The organism is Streptomyces sp. DG1A-41 (assembly GCF_037055355.1).
In the GTDB taxonomy this organism is placed as follows: Bacteria; Actinomycetota; Actinomycetes; order Streptomycetales; family Streptomycetaceae; genus Streptomyces.
Map to the genome: position 1 here is coordinate 6,751,137 of NZ_CP146350.1, position 17,337 is coordinate 6,768,473.

General features: G+C 71.2%; 14 protein-coding genes and 1 pseudogene. 7 read left to right on the top strand and 8 right to left on the bottom strand.

The features are described 5' to 3' along the window. Window positions 1–10 precede the first annotated feature (10 nt). A pseudogene (locus V8690_RS31610) lies at window positions 11–4,932 on the bottom strand (ATP-dependent helicase). A gap of 130 nt (window positions 4,933–5,062) precedes the next feature. On the opposite strand from V8690_RS31610, the gene V8690_RS31615 reads away from it, so the two are divergent. Genes V8690_RS31615 through V8690_RS31625 form a run of 3 tightly spaced genes read left to right on the top strand, consistent with a single transcriptional unit; the run spans window position 5,063 to window position 6,947 of the window. Beyond that, window positions 5,063–5,893, top strand: coding sequence for an AraC family transcriptional regulator (locus tag V8690_RS31615; RefSeq protein ID WP_338783496.1), 831 nt, complete (start codon window positions 5,063–5,065; stop codon window positions 5,891–5,893). Between the two features lie 23 nt (window positions 5,894–5,916). Beyond that, complete coding sequence (locus V8690_RS31620) at window positions 5,917–6,639, top strand: AzlC family ABC transporter permease (protein ID WP_338783497.1); 723 nt, start codon at window positions 5,917–5,919, stop codon at window positions 6,637–6,639. Beyond that, the gene (locus tag V8690_RS31625; protein WP_184989088.1) at window positions 6,636–6,947 is read left to right on the top strand and encodes an AzlD domain-containing protein; all 312 of its coding nucleotides are present in this window, start codon (window positions 6,636–6,638) and stop codon (window positions 6,945–6,947) included. Before V8690_RS31620 ends, V8690_RS31625 begins: the two co-directional genes overlap by 4 nt. On the opposite strand, the gene V8690_RS31630 is transcribed toward V8690_RS31625, so the two are convergent. After that, on the bottom strand, window positions 6,948–7,892 hold the full coding sequence (locus tag V8690_RS31630; RefSeq protein WP_338783498.1) for a hypothetical protein: 945 nt from the start codon (window positions 7,890–7,892) through the stop codon (window positions 6,948–6,950). 80 nt (window positions 7,893–7,972) lie between these two features. Between V8690_RS31630 and V8690_RS31635 the strand changes: the two genes are divergently transcribed. The 4 genes from V8690_RS31635 (at window position 7,973) to recX (ending at window position 11,734) form a co-directional block, all read left to right on the top strand. Beyond that, on the top strand, window positions 7,973–8,167 hold the full coding sequence (locus tag V8690_RS31635) for a DUF3046 domain-containing protein (RefSeq protein WP_338783499.1): 195 nt from the start codon (window positions 7,973–7,975) through the stop codon (window positions 8,165–8,167). An 84-nt stretch (window positions 8,168–8,251) separates the two neighbouring features. Beyond that, the gene (locus V8690_RS31640) at window positions 8,252–9,535 is read left to right on the top strand and encodes an AI-2E family transporter (protein ID WP_338783500.1); all 1,284 of its coding nucleotides are present in this window, start codon (window positions 8,252–8,254) and stop codon (window positions 9,533–9,535) included. A gap of 231 nt (window positions 9,536–9,766) precedes the next feature. Beyond that, complete coding sequence (recA, locus tag V8690_RS31645; protein ID WP_338783501.1) at window positions 9,767–10,891, top strand: recombinase RecA; 1,125 nt, start codon at window positions 9,767–9,769, stop codon at window positions 10,889–10,891. A 3-nt stretch (window positions 10,892–10,894) separates the two neighbouring features. Next, window positions 10,895–11,734 (top strand): recombination regulator RecX, encoded by an 840-nt coding sequence (gene recX, locus V8690_RS31650; RefSeq protein ID WP_338783502.1) that lies wholly within the window; start codon window positions 10,895–10,897, stop codon window positions 11,732–11,734. Between the two features lie 47 nt (window positions 11,735–11,781). Here recX and V8690_RS31655 read toward each other — a convergent pair whose 3' ends face one another. The 6 genes from V8690_RS31655 to V8690_RS31680 form a co-directional block, all read right to left on the bottom strand. Next, a complete protein-coding gene (locus V8690_RS31655) occupies window positions 11,782–12,201 on the bottom strand; it encodes a rhodanese-like domain-containing protein (RefSeq protein WP_338785522.1) in 420 nt (139 codons plus the stop codon). 17 nt (window positions 12,202–12,218) lie between these two features. Next, entirely contained in the window at window positions 12,219–12,782 is a 564-nt protein-coding gene (locus V8690_RS31660) for a cysteine dioxygenase (RefSeq protein ID WP_338783503.1), read from the bottom strand. A gap of 98 nt (window positions 12,783–12,880) precedes the next feature. Next, entirely contained in the window at window positions 12,881–14,668 is a 1,788-nt protein-coding gene (locus tag V8690_RS31665) for an FAD-dependent monooxygenase (RefSeq protein WP_338783504.1), read from the bottom strand. Between the two features lie 176 nt (window positions 14,669–14,844). Continuing rightward, window positions 14,845–15,741: an amino acid ABC transporter permease gene (locus V8690_RS31670; RefSeq protein ID WP_338783505.1), complete on the bottom strand. Its 897-nt coding sequence runs from the start codon at window positions 15,739–15,741 to the stop codon at window positions 14,845–14,847. Further along, entirely contained in the window at window positions 15,738–16,403 is a 666-nt protein-coding gene (locus V8690_RS31675) for an amino acid ABC transporter permease (protein ID WP_338783507.1), read from the bottom strand. The genes V8690_RS31670 and V8690_RS31675 overlap by 4 nt, the downstream gene beginning before the upstream one ends. Before the next feature lie 87 nt (window positions 16,404–16,490). Beyond that, window positions 16,491–17,324, bottom strand: a complete 834-nt coding sequence (locus V8690_RS31680) for a glutamate ABC transporter substrate-binding protein (protein WP_338783508.1) — start codon at window positions 17,322–17,324, stop codon at window positions 16,491–16,493. Window positions 17,325–17,337: the final 13 nt, after the last annotated feature.

Here is a 17,337-nt window from a genome sequence, read left to right on the forward strand (position 1 = left end):
CGCGTGACGATCAGGCGCGGAGGCGGAGTCCGCGGGGCGTCGCGATGAAACCCGCTCCTTCCAGGAGGGTGCCGATGGGGGAGGTCAGGGCCTGGGCGCCGTTGACGCGCTCCACCGTGACCGTGCCGAGGGAGCCGGCTCGGGCGGCTGCGGCGAGCGCCTCGGCGGCTGTGCGGAGGCGGGGGTCGTCGGTGGGGTCGCCGTCCGGGTCGGTGGCCCAGGCCAGCAGGGTCTTGCCGCCGCGCTCCATGTAGAGCGTCAGCTCACCGTCGACGAGCACCACCAGGGAGCCCGCCTTGCGGCCCGGCTTGTGCCCGGCGCCGGTCGGGGGCTCGGGCCAGGCCAGGGCGGCGCCGTACGCGTTCGCCGGATCGGCGGCGGCGAGGACGACGGCCCGGGAGGCGGGGTCCGGGCGGGTGCGGCGGCCCGAAAACCCGGGACCGTACTGTGCTCGTCCGCCGTTCTGCCAGGGCGGGGTGCCCTGCGGGGCGTAGTCCCGGGGCGAGACGTATTCGTCCCTGGTCGGATGGGGGACAGGGGTGACGTAGGCGGGGCCGAGGCCGGGGAAGCCGTCGGGACCGGGCTCGTCGGGGTGGTCGTTGGAAGGGAGCGAGTCGTCCAGCCCGGCGAAGTCATGGGCGGGGAACGGATCGAGGTCGGTTCCCGGAGGGGGGCCGGGCAGGTCCTCGCCGCGGTCGCGGGCGTTGGACACCGCGCGCAGGCGGTCCACGGCACCGTCCATCGCGAACTGTGCGGCGCCGAGGCCCTCCACCACGTAGCCGCGGCGGGCCTGGCCGCTCTCCTCGAAGGCGGACAGGACGCGGTACGTCGCCGAGAACCCGCCCTCCACGCCCTCAGCCGAGACCGCGCCCCTGGTCACCACGCCGTGCCGGTCGAGGAGGGTGCGGGCGAGGGCGTGGGCCCGCACCGTGGGGTCCGGCTCATGGGCCGGGAGCAGGGACCAGCGGCCGGCGACGGTCGGCGGACCGGAGCGGGAGGCGGGGCGGGCCGCGGCCGTCAGGGAGCCGTAGCGGCCGCGCGGGACCGTGCGCTTGGCGCGATGGGCCGTGGAGCCGGCGGTGCGGCCCGAGCCGAGCAGGGAGCGCATGGGAGCGAGCGTGTCGTTGGTCAGACGGCCGGACCAGGCCAGGTCCCAGAGGACGTCGGCCAGTTGGGGATCGGTGGCGTCGGGGTGGGTGGTGGCGCGGACCTGGTCGGCGATCTGGCGGAAGAACAGGCCGTAACCGCCGGAGAGGGTGTCCAGGACGGACTGGTGCAGGGCGGTCAGCTCCAAGGGGTGCGGGGGCGGCAGGAGCAGGGGGGCCGCGTCCGCCAGGTAGAGGGAGACCCAGCCGTCCTTGCCGGGGAGGGAGCCCGCTCCGGCCCAGACCACCTCTCCGGCGGCGGTGAGCTCGTCCAGCATGGCCGGGTTGTAGTTCGCGACCCGCGAGGGCAGGACCAGCTTCTCCAGGGCGGAGGCGGGAACGGACGCGCCCTGCACCTGCTCGATGGCGCGCACCAGGCCGTCGACGCCGCGCAGGGAGTGCCCCTTGCCGATGTGCTGCCACTGCGGAAGGAACTGGGCGAGTGCGGCCGGCGGCACCGGCTCCAGCTCATGGCGCAGGGCGGCCAGGGAGCGGCGGCGCAGGCGGCGCAGTACGGCCGCGTCGCACCACTCCTGGCCGATCCCGGCCGGGTGGAACTCGCCCTGGACGATCCGGCCCGCCGCGGCCAGCCGCTGGAGGGCGCCCTCGGTGACGGCCACGCCCAGGCCGAAGCGGGCCGCCGCCGTGGTCGAGGTGAACGGGCCGTGGGTGCGGGCGTAGCGCGCGAGGAGGTCGCCGAGCGGGTCCTTGACGGGCTCCGTGAAGGCCTCCGGGACGCCGACCGGCAGGGCGGTGCCCAGGGCGTCGCGCAACCGGCCCGCGTCCTCGATCGCCGCCCAGTGGTCTGTGCCGGCGATCCGGACCCGGATGGCGCGGCGGGCGCCGGCCAGTTGCTGAGCCCATGGCGGTTCGGCGCCCCGTTCGGCGAGTTCCGCGTTGGTGAGCGGGCCGAGGACGCGGAGGACGTCCGCGACGCCTTCGGCGTCCTTGACGCGGCGGTCCTCGGTGAGCCACTGAAGCTCCCGCTCCAGCTCCGTCAGCACCTCCGCGTCGAGCAGCTCGCGCAGCTCCGCCTGGCCCAGCAGCTCGGCCAGCAGCCGGGAGTCCAGCGACAGGGCCGCGGCACGGCGCTCGGCGAGCGGTGAGTCACCCTCGTACAGGAACTGGGCGACGTAGCCGAAGAGGAGGGAGCGCGCGAAGGGGGACGGCTCGGGAGTGGTGACCTCGACGAGACGCACCTTGCGGGATTCCAGGTCGCCCATCAGCTCGACGAGGCCGGGGACGTCGAAGACGTCCTGGAGGCACTCGCGGACCGCCTCCAGGACGATCGGGAACGAGCCGAACTCGCTCGCCACCTGGAGCAGCTGGGAGGCGCGCTGGCGCTGCTGCCACAGCGGAGTGCGCTTGCCGGGGTTGCGGCGCGGCAGCAGCAGCGCGCGGGCGGCGCACTCCCGGAACCGGGAGGCGAACAGGGCCGAGCTGCCCACCTGGTCGGTGACGACCTGGTCGACCTCGCCCTTGTCGAAGACCACGTCCGCCGCGCCGAGGGGTGCCTGCTCGGCGTCGTACTCCCGGCCCATCTTCACCGGCTCCTGGTCGAGCAGGTCCAGGCCCATCAGGTCGGCGTCCGGCAGGCGCAGCACGATGCCGTCGTCGGCGTGCATGACCTGCGCGTCCATGCCGTAGCGCTCGGAGAGCTTCGCGCCGAGTGCGAGGGCCCAGGGGGCGTGCACCTGGGCGCCGAAGGGGGAGTGCACGACCACGCGCCAGTCGCCGAGCTCGTCGCGGAAGCGCTCCACGACGATCGTCCGGTCGTCCGGGACGTGTCCGCAGGCCTCGCGCTGCTCGTCCAGGTACGAGAGCACGTTGTCCGCCGCCCAGGCGTCCAGGCCTGCGGCGAGGAGACGGAGCCGGGCGTCGTCCTTGGACAGCGAGCCGACCTCGCGCAGGAACGCGCCCACCGCCCGGCCCAGTTCGAGCGGGCGGCCCAGCTGGTCGCCCTTCCAGAAGGGCAGCCGGCCCGGTACACCCGGGGCCGGGGAGACCAGGACGCGGTCGCGGGTGATGTCTTCGATGCGCCAGGAACTGGTGCCGAGCGTGAAGACGTCGCCGACGCGGGACTCGTAGACCATCTCCTCGTCGAGTTCGCCGACTCGGCCGCCGCCCTTCTTGGGATCGGCGCCCGCGAGGAAGACGCCGAAGAGACCGCGGTCGGGGATCGTGCCCCCGGAGGTGACAGCGAGGCGCTGTGCGCCGGGGCGTCCCGTGATCTCACCGGTGACGCGGTCCCACACCACGCGCGGGCGCAGCTCGGCGAAGGCGTCGGACGGGTAGCGGCCGGCCAGCATGTCGAGGACCGCCGTGAAGGCGGATTCGGGGAGTGAGGCGAAGGGGGCGGCCCGGCGGACGGCGGCGAGGAGGTCGTCGAACTGCCAGGTGTCCATGGCCGTCATCGCGACGATCTGCTGGGCCAGGACGTCCAACGGGTTGGCGGGCACCCTGAGGGACTCGATGGCGCCGGTCCGCATGCGTTCGGTGACCACCGCCGCCTGGACCAGGTCGCCGCGGTACTTCGGGAAGACCACGCCGGTGGACACCGCGCCCACCTGGTGGCCCGCCCGGCCGACGCGTTGCAGGCCGGAGGCCACCGAGGGGGGTGATTCGACCTGGACCACCAGGTCGACCGCGCCCATGTCGATGCCCAGTTCGAGACTGGACGTGGCTACGACGGCGGGGAGGCGGCCCGCCTTGAGGTCCTCCTCGACCAGGGCACGCTGCTCCTTGGACACCGAGCCGTGGTGGGCGCGGGCGATGACCTGTGGCGCGCCCTGGGCGGCTCCCGAACCGCCCATGAGCTCAGCGGGGGAGTGGTGCTCGTCGAGGGTCTCGCCTGTGGCTCGTTCGTACGCGATCTCGTTCAGGCGGTTGCACAGGCGCTCGGCGAGGCGGCGGGAGTTCGCGAAGACGATCGTGGAGCGGTGGGACTGGACGAGGTCGGTGATCCGCTCCTCGACGTGCGGCCAGATCGACGGGCGCTCGGCGCCCTCCGAGCCGTCCGACACCGGGGAGCCGCCCAGCTCGCCCAGGTCCTCGACCGGGACGACCACGGAGAGGTCGAACTCCTTGCCCGACTCCGGCTGGACGATCTCCACCTTGCGGCGGGGCGAGAGGAAACGGGCCACCTCGTCGACCGGGCGGACCGTCGCGGAGAGGCCGATGCGGCGGGCGGGCTTCGGGAGGAGGTCGTCCAGTCGCTCCAGGGAGAGCGCGAGGTGGGCGCCGCGCTTGGTGCCGGCGACCGCGTGCACCTCGTCGAGGATCACCGTTTCCACGCCGGTCAGCGCGTCGCGGGTGGCCGACGTCAGCATCAGGAACAGCGATTCGGGGGTCGTGATCAGGATGTCCGGCGGGCGGGTGGACAGGGCGCGGCGCTCGGCGGCGGGGGTGTCGCCCGAGCGGATGCCCACCTTGACCTCGGGCTCGGGCAGGCCCATCCGTACGGACTCCTGGCGGATGCCGGTCAGGGGGCTGCGGAGGTTGCGCTCGACGTCCACGGCCAGGGCCTTCAAGGGGGAGATGTACAGGACCCGGCAGCGCTTCCTGGGGTCGGCGGGGGAGGGGTCGAGGCGAGCTGGTCCAGGGCGGCGAGGAACGCGGCCAGGGTCTTGCCGGAGCCGGTGGGGGCGACGACCAGCACGTCCGAACCCTGTCGGATGGCCCGCCACGCGCCGGCCTGGGCGGTGGTGGGAGCGGAGAAGGCGCCCGTGAACCAGGCGCGGGTCGCGGGCGAGAAGGCGTCCAGGGCTCGGTGTGCGTTGCTGGCCATGCGTCCATCGTGCACCTCGCCACTGACAACGGGTGCCTCCGCCGGTCGGACCGGGGTGCCTGCTCGCCGGTGGTGGGTGCGGGTGCGTGGGGCTTGCCGCCGTGTTTCCGGGGCCCCGGACAATGGGCGTATGAACGAGCGCGCGCGGCTTTGGCAGTACGACGAGCTGCCCGGGGTGGATCTGCTGCGGGCCCGGTATGTGCGGAAGACGTTCGTGCGGCATACGCACGAGAACTTCGTGATCGCCGCCATCGCCGACGGGGTGGAGGTGTTCCACCACGGTGGGGGCGATCAGTACGCGGGGGCCGGGGCGCTCGCTCTGGTGAATCCGGACACTCCGCACACCGGGCGGGCCGGTGTGCCCGAGGGGTGGCGCTACGGGGCCGTGTATCCCTCCGTCGACGTGGTGGCGGAGATCGCGGCCGAGACCACGACGCTGCGGGGCACGCCGGGGTTCGTCAGCCCGGTGGTGGACGATCCGTATGCCGTCGGGCTGGTGCATCAGGTGCTGCGGGCCGCCGACGAGGGCAACGCGTTGGCCGCGGACACGCTGCTGCGGGTCGCCGTGACGAGGTTGCTGCGGCTCAACGGTGGGCCCATGCCGCGGCGGGAGGTGCGGACGTCGGGGGCCCGGATCGCGGCACGCGCGCGTGCGGTGCTGGAGGAACGGATGGCGCGGCCGCCGAGCCTGGAGCGGTTGGCGGCCGAGCTCGGGACCAGTCCGTTCGCGTTGCTGCGAGCCTTTCGGGACGCCTACGGGATGCCGCCGCACGCGTGGCTCACGGATGCGCGGGTACGGCGGGCGCGGCGGCTGCTGGACCTGGGCACGGCGCCCTCGGAGGTCGCCGTGGCCGTGGGGTTCACCGATCAGCCGCATCTCAACCGGCACTTCAGCCGGATGGTCGGTGTGCCCCCGGGGGCGTATCAGCGGGAGCGCAAGAACGTACAAGATTTCCGGTAGCGGCTCCTCGTAGCGTGCTGGGCGTGACAGATCGGACAGCTCTCAGAGATACAGAGACCGGTGGGAAGGCGGACCGTGCCGTGGTGCGCGACGCCCTGGGGGTCGGGGTGGCCGTCGGGCTCTCCGGGTTCGCCTTCGGGGTGACGTCGGCCGGCAGCGGGCTCACGCTGATGCAGACGTGTGCGCTCAGTCTGCTGGTGTTCACCGGGGCGTCCCAGTTCGCCCTGGTAGGAGCCCTCGCGGCCGGTGGCGGCCCGTTCACGGCGGCTGCCGGAGCCTTCTTCCTGGGCGTGCGGAACGCCTTCTACGGCCTGCGGCTGTCGCAGTTGCTGGCCCTCCCGCGCGCGGTGCGGCCCTTCGCCGCCCAGTGGGTGATCGACGAGACGGCCGCCGTCGCGCTGGCACAGCCCACGCGGCGCGGTGCGCGGATCGGGTTCGTCGTGACCGGGCTGAGCCTGTACGTGCTGTGGAATCTCACCACGCTGCTCGGTGCCCTGGGCGCCGGGGCCCTCGGGGACACCGACGCGTGGGGGCTGGACGCCGCGGGGCCCGCGGTGTTTCTTGCGCTGCTCGCGCCGATGCTGAAGACCGGCACCGAGCGGGCTGTCGCCGGGCTCGCCGTGCTGCTGCTGCTCGGGCTACTGCCCGTGCTGCCTGCCGGTGTGCCGGTGCTGATGGCCGCGCTGGCGGCGCCGGTCGTGCTCTGGGCGGACGGTCGGCGCAAGAGGCGGGGGGACCAGGGGTGAACGTCTGGATCGCGATCGGTGTGACCGTCCTTGGGTGCTACGCCGTCAAGCTGGCCGGGCTGCTGGTGCCCGCCGGGGCTCTTGAACGGCCCGTCGTGAAGCGCCTTGCCGCGTTGCTGCCCGTGGCGCTGCTGGCGGCCCTCACGGCCGAGCAGACCTTCGCCGACGGGCAGGTGCTGGTGCTGGACGCGCGGGCCGCCGGGCTCGGAGCCGCGGCAGTGGCACTGGTGCTGCGCGCTCCGTTCCTGCTCGTCGTCGCGGCGGCCGTGCTGGTCACCGCTGGGGTGCGGGCCATGGGTGTGGGGTGATCAGCCGAGGGAGCGGCCGTAGGACCGCAGCGTGCGCAGGGCCTCGATCGTCACCATGGGGCGTGCCTCCAGGGCGGGTGCCGGGGCCCAGTGGCGCCAGCGGACGGGCCAGCCGCCGTCCTCCTGCTGCTGGGCCGCCAGGTGGTCCAGGGAGCGGGCCATCTCGTCGTCCGTGAACCACGGGCGCGCGAGCGACTGCGGTGTCCTCGCGTAGTCGTACGGGAAGTGGTGCTCGCCCGGGGCGTAGCCGGGAGAGACCGGATACGTGTCCAGGTCGTCGGGATCGACGGCCGCGAGGTGGTGTGCGCGTACCAGGCGGCCCAGGCGGTCGGCGGCCGCCTCCGCGCGCGGGCGGTCGGGGGCGGAGTCGAGGAAGGCCACGGCCGCCTCGATCTCGTACGGGTGGGACTTCTCCAGGGACTCGATCGCCTGCCAGCAGAAGTCCGTGGCCCGGAACAGCCAGGCGTGCCACACCTCGTTGCGATGCAGTAGCCCCACCACCGGCCCGGTGGCCAGGAGAGCGCTGGGCGGGTCGTCCACGACCGGCACGAAGGGGGCCGTCGGGTAGCCGCGCTGGCTCGGGTGGATCGCCGGGAGGGCGCCGTCCGTCGTGGAGACGGACGTCAGGTAGCGGCAGACGCGTTCCACACGCTGTCCGGCGCAGCGGCCCACGGCGTCCAGGACGCGCAGGGCGTGGGCGGTGTGCAGCGGCTGGCTGACCGGGCCGCGCAGATCGGGCTCCAGCGCGTGGCCGTACCCGCCGTCCTCGTTGCGGTAGGCGTCCAGGGCGGTCTCCACCGGGCCGGCGGTGCCGCCCCGGAAGTGGTGGGCGAAGAGGCGCTGCTCGAGCACGCGCGCGGTGAGCCATACGAAGCGTTCCGCGCGCGCCACGGGGGTGTGCGGCGGGGGCGACTGGGCGAGTGAGGGAGCTCCTGTTTCGGCCATGGGTCAGACCGTAGGGCGGAGAACGGTGCCGGCAGGCGGTCACGGCTCAGGCCCACCCCCAGGGGCGGGATACTGGAGTCATGCGGTTGACGGTCTTCTGGCAGCGGATGGATGAGCATTTCGGTCCGGGCTACGCCGACACCTTCGCGCGCGACCATGTGATGTCGGATCTCGGCGGGCACACCGTGCACGAGGCGCTCGACGCCGGCTGGGACGCCAGGGAGGTCTGGCGGGTGGTGTGCGCGGTCATGGACGTGCCGAGGGAGAAGCGTTGACCCGTCGTGGCGACCGTTGATCGACGGCCCTCGGAGATCGCGGGCGGGCAGACGGCTGTCGGTGGCGTGGGTGAAACTTGGTGCGTGGCACCCACTGACGAGACCGGGCAGGAAGCCCAGCAGCCCTCCCCGTTCGGTACGACACCGCCCACCCCGCCCCCCGCCGGCGGGGCCGCCGGGCCGAACGGCCGTATGCCGCGCTGGCTGCCGCGCGCCATGGTGCTCGCACTCGCCCTCGTCGCAGTGTTCCAGCTGGGCAGCTGGGCCTTCCACCAGCTCACCGGCCTTCTGATCAACATCCTCATCGCGTTCTTCCTGGCGCTCGCCATCGAACCGGCGGTGAGCTGGATGGCTTCGCGCGGCATGCGCAGAGGACTGGCCACGTTCGTCGTCTTCATCGGCGTGATCATCGTCTCGGCGGGCTTCGTCACGCTCCTCGGTTCCATCCTCGCGGACCAGATCATCAAGATGATCGAGGGCTTTCCGAACTACCTCGACTCCGTCATCAACTGGATCAACACACACTTCAAGACCGACCTGAAGCGCGTGGACATCCAGGAGGGCCTCCTCCGTTCCGACTGGCTGCGCAACTACGTGCAGAACAGCGCCACTGGTGTCCTGGACGTGTCCGCCCAGGTCATCGGGGGGCTCTTCCAGCTGCTGACGATCGCGCTGTTCTCGTTCTACTTCGCCGCGGACGGCCCGCGCCTGCGCCGCACGATCTGCTCCCTCCTGCCGCCCGCACGGCAGGCCGAGGTGCTGCGCGCGTGGGAGATCGCCGTGAACAAGACCGGCGGCTACATCTACTCGCGCGGCCTGATGGCACTGATATCCGGCATAGCCCACTTCGTCCTGTTGCAGGCCCTGGACGTGCCCTATGCGCCCGTGCTCGCCGTGTGGGTGGGCCTGGTGTCGCAGTTCATCCCCACCATCGGCACGTATCTCGCGGGCGCGCTGCCCATGCTGATCGCGTTCACTGTCAACCCCTGGTACGCGCTGTGGGTGCTGATCTTCGTGGTGATCTACCAGCAGTTCGAGAACTACGTGCTTCAGCCGAAGCTGACGGCCAAGACCGTCGACATCCACCCCGCGGTCGCCTTCGGCTCGGTCGTCGCCGGCACCGCGCTCCTCGGCGCCGTCGGCGCGTTGATCGCCATCCCCGCCATCGCCACGCTCCAGGCCTTCCTGGGGGCGTACGTGAAGCGGTACGACGTTACGGACGACCCCCGGGTGCACGGCCATCGCCGACGCGGGGAGGGGCCGAGCCTCGTCACGCGCGCGAGGCAGCTGTGGGCGCGGCGTGAGGGAACGGAGCGGCCCGAGAGCGGGCGGTCCGAGGATGGGGGCTCCGGGAAGGGCTCTTTCTGAGCCGCTGCACCCTGCCTCAGGGAGGTGCCGCGTGGTGCGCTTGACACGAAAATCGAACATCTATTCTTATGGAGTCTCCGGCAAAGCTCAACGGCGGGCATTTCGGCGTACTTTGGGTGGAGAAGTGCCCGAGTTATCCACAGGCCGGACGTGCGTCGGGGCGCATTGTCAGTGGCAGGCGTTAGCGTCTTTGACGTGAAGCGATCGACTCAAGCAAATCGGGTGGAACCCATGGCAGGAACCGACCGCGAGAAGGCCCTGGATGCCGCTCTCGCACAGATTGAACGGCAATTCGGCAAGGGCGCGGTCATGCGCATGGGTGACCGGACCAAGGAGCCCATCGAGGTCATCCCGACCGGATCCACCGCCCTCGACGTGGCCCTCGGCGTGGGCGGCCTGCCCCGCGGCCGTGTCGTGGAGATCTATGGACCGGAGTCCTCCGGTAAGACCACCCTGACCCTGCACGCGGTGGCGAACGCGCAGAAGGCCGGCGGCCAGGTCGCCTTCGTCGACGCGGAGCACGCCCTCGACCCCGAGTACGCGAAGAAGCTCGGCGTCGACATCGACAACCTCATCCTCTCCCAGCCGGACAACGGCGAGCAGGCCCTGGAGATCGTGGACATGCTGGTCCGCTCCGGAGCCCTCGACCTCATCGTCATCGACTCCGTCGCGGCGCTCGTCCCGCGCGCGGAGATCGAGGGCGAGATGGGCGACAGTCACGTGGGTCTTCAGGCCCGCCTGATGAGCCAGGCACTGCGGAAGATCACCAGCGCGCTCAACCAGTCCAAGACCACCGCGATCTTCATCAACCAGCTCCGCGAGAAGATCGGCGTGATGTTCGGCTCCCCGGAGACCACGACCGGTGGCCGGGCGCTGAAGTTCTACGCCTCGGTGCGCATCGACATCCGCCGCATCGAGACCCTGAAGGACGGCACGGAGGCAGTCGGCAACCGCACCCGCTGCAAGGTCGTCAAGAACAAGGTCGCGCCGCCCTTCAAGCAGGCCGAGTTCGACATCCTCTACGGCCACGGCATCAGCCGCGAGGGCGGCCTGATCGACATGGGCGTCGAGCACGGCTTCGTCCGCAAGGCCGGTGCCTGGTACACGTACGAGGGTGACCAGCTCGGCCAGGGCAAGGAGAACGCGCGCAACTTCCTGAAGGACAACCCCGACCTGGCCAACGAGATCGAGAAGAAGATCAAGGAGAAGCTGGGCGTCGGCGTGCGTCCCGAGGAGCCGGCTGCCGAGCCGGGCACGGACGCCGCGGTCTCCCCGGCACCGGCCGACGCCGCGGCGGTCCCCGCCCCGGCGGCGGCCAAGTCCGCCAAGGCCAAGGCCACCGCAGCCAAGAGCTGACCCGTGACACGACGAACCGACTGGGCGGAGTACGAGTACGCCGCCTCCGGTGCCCCACGGGGGAGGGGCACCGGAGGGGAGACGGGCTTGGTCGTGGACGGGGAGGACGGACACGGGGACGACCGGCTGTACGGAGACGACGTGCCGTACGGGGATGCCTCCCAGGGCAGCGGCTCGTCCGGCAGCGACTCATGCGGAGGCGTCTCGTCCAGGGACGGCTCAGGTGGCGGCGGGTCGTCTGACGGGCGTGGACGCGGGCGCCGCCGGCGCGGCTTCGGCGCGGCGGTTGCCGAGGACGGAGGTCCCCTCTCCTCGTCGAGGGCCGAGCAGGGGGAGCCCCCGGGGGACCCGGTCGAGCAGGCTCGGGCGATCTGCCTGCGCCTGCTCACCGGGACCCCGCGGACTCGCAAACAACTCGCCGACGCCCTGCGCAAGCGGCAGATCCCGGACGACGCCGCCGAGGAGGTGCTGTCGCGGTTCGAAGAGGTCGGCCTCATCAACGACAGTGCCTTCGCGGACGCCTGGGTGGAGTCCCGGCACCACGGCCGGGGGCTGGCGCGGCGTGCGCTCGCCCGGGAACTGCGGACCAAGGGCGTCGACTCCACGTTGATCGACGAGGCCGTCTCCCAGCTCGACTCCGAGCAGGAGGAGGCGACCGCGCGGGAGCTCGTCGCGCGGAAGCTCCGCTCCACTCGCGGGCTCGACCGGGACAAGCGCCTCCGCCGCCTCGCGGGCATGCTCGCCCGCAAGGGCTACTCCGAGGGCATGGCCCTGCGTGTGGTCCGGCAGGCGCTGGAGGAGGAGGGCGAGGACACGGGGTTTCTCGGGGACGAGGGGTTCTGAGGCGAGGGCGAGAACCTCGTGGGCCGCGCCGCCGTCGAGGAGCGGGGTCACACCACCGGAAGCCCCGCCGCCCGCCAAGCCTGGAACCCGCCGACCAGATCGGTGGCCCGGTGCAGTCCCAGCTGGTGCAGGGACTGGACCGCCAGGCTGGAGGCGTACCCCTCGTTGCAGATCACGACGATGCGCAGGGCATGGCTCGTGGCCTCGGGGAGACGGTGGCTGCCCTGCGGGTCGAGGCGCCACTCCAGCTCGTTGCGCTCGACCACGAGGGCGCCGGGGATCAGGCCGTCCCGTTCACGCAGGGCCGCGTAGCGGATGTCCACCAGCAGCGCGTCACCGGCCCGGGCGGCCTTGTACGCATCCTGAGGTTCGATCCGCCCGTAGCCCGCCCGTACACGCTCCAGCAACTCGTCGATGCCGACAGGACGTTGGACACTACCGCTGCCGCCACTGCTGCCGTCGCTCACCCGCTTGTGCGTCGTGCTCACTGCCAGTCCTCCGGGCGCTCCACCTGCTCGAGCCGCAGGATCGACCCGCTGCGGCTGTAGCGGCGGATCTGCGGCAGGGGCGGGTAGTAGGCGTGGACGGAGATCGCGTGCCGGTCGGGGGACTCGTTGAGCACCTCGTGGACATGGTGGCGGCCGAAGGCGCGGCCCTGGCCGGACGGCAGTCGGCGTTCCCGGTCGACACCGTCGGTGAGTTCGAGGGTCTTCCAGCCGTCGGTGGGCAGCCGCGCGGCGAGCGAGTTCTCCTTGAGCTCGCCTGACGCGGTCAGGAAGGCGCCGACGGAGTCGGCGTGGTCGTGCCAGCCGGTTCCCGTGCCGGGCGGCCAGCCGATCAGCCAGGCCTCGCTGCCGCCGGGCCCGTCCAGCCGCACCCAGGTGCGGCCTTCCGGGTCGAGCGGCAGGGAGGCGATCAGCTCGGTGTCGGCCGCCGTACGCCGCACGAAGTCGAAGAGGTCGGCCTGAGTGGGCGCCGAAACGGCCGAGGAGACGGCAGAGGAGCCGGAAGAGGAGACAGCGGGGAGTGCGGAAGGGGATACAGACACGGGTGCCGTCCTGAAAATCCTGTGAGGGTTCGCGAATCAGGCGCGTCGGCCGTAGCAGACAGAGCGCGGCGCTCGCATGGAGGGAGAGGGATGCGAAGTCAACAGGACGGGCGACACACGCAGCCCGCATAGCGGACGAGGTCCATATGGACCCTCCGCCACAGGCGCACACAGGTGTCGGTCACGCACCGGAGTACAACATGACCGCCCGGACCGGTCAACTCGCTGTCACCATGCGGACGCACGGTGACAGCGAGCACGTCACCCTCGGTGTCGACGTCAGCGGAGCCGGCCGACGCACCGGCCTCGGCCTGCGCCTTCGCCGGTCCGCCCACCGTGGCCTCCGCCGCCGTGTACAGGTCGTCCGGGCGCACTCCGTTCAGCGCGGTGACGAGGTGTCCGTCGGGGCGCACCAGGAGCACAGTGTGCGCGGCAGCACCCGGATAGCTCTCGGCGACCAGCAGCTCGGCGGCGTGCGGCAGTGCCGTGACGGCGGCCGCGAGCCGGGGCATGATGCCGGCGCTGACCCAGTGCTTGCGCTCCCACACGCCCGTGCCCGGCGCGATCAGCACCACGAGCAGCGCGCCGCGGCCGAGCCGGTCCCGCAGTCGTACGAAGGTGCCGTCCTCCGCGGTGACCCGTACGTCGGCGACCGGAGCTCCGGGCAGTGTGTCGACGGGGGTCTCTCCTTCGAGGCGTGGGGGCGCGAGAGGCGAGTCGGCGTACGCCCCCGGCGCACCAAGCTGGCCGTGCCCCAAGTGACCGTCCGTGAGGAGCGCGTCGTGGCCCCGGGATGAACCGGGGACGTAGGAGCGCAGGCCCCCGCCACCGCGCAGCAACGGCAGCGCATGGTCGGCGGCGCGCAGCCGGGCGGCGACAACCGCCCGGCGCTCGCTCTGATAGCTGTCGAGGAGCGCCTCGTGCGGCCCGTGGTGCCAGGCCAGGGCCAGCTTCCAGGCGAGGTTGTCGGCGTCCCTGAGGCCCTCGTCCAGCCCGTGAGTGCCCAGCGCGCCGAGCAGGTGGGCCGCGTCCCCGGCGAGGAAGACGCGGTCGGCGCGCCAGCGGCGGGCCAGTCGGTGGTGGACCGTGTGGACGCCGGTGTCCAGCAGGTCGTACGGCGAGGTCGTGCCGCCCGCCCAGCCGGCCAGGGTCTCCCGGATGCTGGCCAGCAGCAGTTCGGGTGTGACCAGGTCCTTGCCGGGAGGCAGGAGCCAGTCCAGACGCCAGACTCCGTCCGGCAGCGGGCGCGCGGTGACTTCACCGGCCGAGGGGCCCGACATGCGCCACGGCGGCATGCGGTGCAGCAACGCCTCGTCGTGCCAGGGCAGTTCCGTACGCAGCGCGGCGACGGCGTGACGTTCCACCGCCGTACGGCCCGGGAAGCGGATGTCCTGGAGTTTGCGCACGGTCGAGCGGGGGCCGTCGCAGCCGACCAGATAACTGCCGCGCCACCATGTGCCTTTTGGGCCGCGGGTGTGGGCCGTGACGCCCGAGGCCTCCTGTTCGATGCGGTCCACGCGGCTGTCCACCGTGACTTTGACGAGCCGTTCACCGGAAAGGGCCGCGCGCAGAGCGTCGGTCAGCACGTGCTGGGCGATGTGAAGGGGAGCGGGCTCGGTGCCGTCGAAGACGATCTCGCGCATCACCTGTTTGCGCCGCATGGACCGCCATCCGGCCCATTGGGAGCCGGCCTGTGACAGTGGCACGCCGGTCAGCCGCTCCATGAGGGCGGCGGTGTCCTCGCGCAGGACGACGGTGCGCGCCGCACGGGGTTCGTCCTTGCCCGGCCCCTCGTCGAGGACGACACAGGGCACATCCTGACGCGCCAGCGCCAGGGCGAGCGTGAGCCCGACGGGCCCCGCTCCGACGATGATCACCGGGTCCACGGCGCGGCGCCCCCTGCCCGTGGTGATGTCCTGAGAGACGTAGGTGAACAGGAAGTTGGAGCAGGGTGCACGATCACAGAACGTATGCAACCCATTGCCGGTGCTTGCGTCAAGTGACCAGGGGCAGTGGCGATCATGCCACTGCCCCTTAGTGTGTCACGTGGGGTGACCAGGTGTCAGATGGTGCCTCCGGGGCCGGTCCCGGCTGTACCGGCGATCTCCGCGTCGTCCACCCCCACGACCGCACCCGTCGACTTCTTGGCCCGCCGCAGCCGGCGCTCCAGCCAGCTCGCGAAGGAGGTCAGGGCGAAGTTGAGCGCGATGAAGATGACCGCCACGACCGTGAAGCTGGCGATTGTGTTCGCCCCGTAGTAGCCGCTCATGGTGCTCGCCGAGGCGAGCAGTTCGGGGAAGGTGAGGACGGCGCCGCCGAGGGCGGTGTCCTTCACGATGACGACGAGCTGGCTGACGATGGCCGGCAGCATCGCGGTGACCGCCTGCGGCAGCAGGATGAGCCGCATCTCCTGGTTCTTGCGCAGGCCGATCGCCATGGCCGCCTCGGACTGGCCCTTGGGCAGGGACAGGATGCCCGCCCGGACGATCTCCGCGAGGACCGAGGCGTTGTACAGCACCAGACCCGTGACGACCGCGTACAGCGGACGGTCGTCGGACGAGACGTTCGTGTACTCGGCGAACAGGGCGAGCCCGAAGATCATCAGGATCAGCACCGGAATGGCGCGGAAGAACTCGACCACGGCTCCGGCTGGTACCCGGATCCAGGCATGCTCCGACAGGCGGGCAATGCCGAACACCGCACCGAGCGGAAGCGCGATGATCACGGCGATTACCGCGGCCTTGAGCGTGTTCTGCAGACCAGGCCAGATGTACGTCGACCAGGGCTCGGAGCTAGTGAAGAAGGGCTCCCACAGGACCCATTCGAGCTGGCCGTTGTCCTTGAGGGTGAGGTACACCCACCACAGCACGGCCGCCAGAGTGGCCAGGAAGATCACCGTCAACAGCACGTTGCGCCGCTTGGCGCGGGGCCCCTGCGCGTCGTAGAGAAGGGAACTCATCGCTTCACCGCCACCTTCTTGCCCACCCAGCCGAGGATCAGACCGGTCGGCAGCGTCAGGCACACGAAACCGAAGGCGAAGACCGCGGAGATCAGCAGCAGTTGCGCCTCGTTCTCGATCATCTCCTTCATCAGCAACGCCGCTTCCGCCACACCGATCGCCGCGGCGACCGTGGTGTTCTTTGTCAGCGCGATCAGGACGTTCGTCAGCGGACCCACCGCCGAGCGGAACGCCTGCGGCAGCACGACCAGCCGCAGCACCTGCGAGAAGCTCAGGCCGATGGCGCGCGCCGCCTCCGCCTGACCGACCGGCACAGTGTTGATGCCGGACCGCAGCGCCTCACACACGAAGGCGGAGGTGTACAGGATGAGACCGAGCACGGCGAGCCGGAAGTTGATCGACTCCGATCTGTCGGCGCCGAGGTCGACGCCCAGGGCCTGGTAGAGGCCCAGCGAGGTGAACAGGATGATCACGGTCAGCGGGATGTTCCGTACGAGGTTCACGTAGGCGGCCCCGAAACCGCGCATCAGTGGCACTGGACCGACGCGCATGGCGGCCAGCAGGGTGCCCCAGATCAGGGAGCCGACGGCCGAGAGCAGGGCGAGCTGCACCGTCGTCCAGAAGGCTCCCAGGATGTCGTAGTCACTAAGAAAGTCGAACACGATCTCCCGCGCTTCCGCGTATAGGGATGCCCCGGTGCGCCGCCCCGGAGGGCGGCGCACCCGTCAGGCGTTGCCTCAGCCGTTGCGTCAGCTCTTGATGTCGCCGATCTTCGGCGCGGGCTCGTTCTTGTAGTTGGCCGGGCCGAGGTTCTTGTCCACGGCCTTCTGCCAGGACTTGTCGGCGACCATTTCCTCAAGAGCCTTGTTGATCTTGTCCTTGAGGTCGCTGCCCTTCTTGACGCCGATGCCGTAGTTCTCGTTGGTCATCTTGAAGCCGCCAAGCTTGAACTTGCCCTTGAACTGCTCCTGGGCGGCATAACCGGCGAGGATCGAGTCATCCGTGGTCAGCGCGTCGATCTTCTTGTTCTGCAGACCACCCAGGCAGGCCGAGTACGTCGGGTACTGCTGGAGGTCGGCCTTCGGGGCCAGCTTCTCCTTGACGTTCTGCGCCGAGGTCGAGCCGGTGACCGAGCACAGCTTCTTGTCGTTGAGGTCCGCCGGCGACTTGATGGAGTTGTCGTCGGCGCGGACCAGCACGTCCTGGTGGGCCAGCAGGTACGGGCCGGCGAAGTCGACCTTCTCCTGGCGCTCCGGGGTGATCGAGTATGTGGCGGCGATGAAGTCGACGTCACCGCGCTGGAGCATGGTCTCGCGGTCGCCGCTCTTCGCTTCCTTCCACTCGATCTGGTCCGCGTCGTAGCCGAGCTTCTTCGCGACGTACGTGGCGACGTCGACGTCGAAGCCGGCGTAGCCCTGCGGCGTCTTCTGGCCGAGGCCGGGCTGGTCGTACTTGATGCCGACGGTGATCGTCTTGCCACCGTCCGAGCCGGAGTCGCCGCCGTTGCTGCCGCCGCACGCGGTGGCGGTGAGGGCGAGGGCGAACACGGTGGCCGAGGCGGCGGTGACCTTGCGGAGCTTCATGGTGAACATCCTT